This is a genomic window from Rhizobium ecuadorense, from assembly GCF_001187535.1.
Taxonomy (GTDB): Bacteria; Pseudomonadota; Alphaproteobacteria; order Rhizobiales; family Rhizobiaceae; genus Rhizobium; species Rhizobium ecuadorense.
Window position 1 is genome coordinate 1 of sequence record NZ_LFIO01000221.1, and the last position, 259, is coordinate 259.

Consider the following 259-nt stretch of genomic DNA (forward strand, 5'->3'; position numbering starts at 1 on the left):
GTTCTGCTGAGCGCGGTTTCGACGCTGGCGCAGGCTGAAACAATCCGCATTGCAAATCACGGTCAGGCCGGCATCGACGCGATGAAGTCGACGGTCGAGCGGATCGAAAAGAAATATGGCGTCACCGTCGAGGTCATCGAATATCCGGCGCCCGACAAGGATTACCTGACCAAACTTCTGACGGAGCTCGGCGCCGGCAACGCGCCCGACCTCTTTTCCATCCCGACCACGGCTGCGGTCGCCGACATGGTGGAAGGCG

At 61.0% G+C, this 259-nt stretch carries 1 pseudogene; it reads left to right on the plus strand.

From position 1 onward, the window contains the following. Positions 1–259, plus strand: a pseudogene (locus tag AF337_RS05630) (ABC transporter substrate-binding protein); the annotation flags it as partial.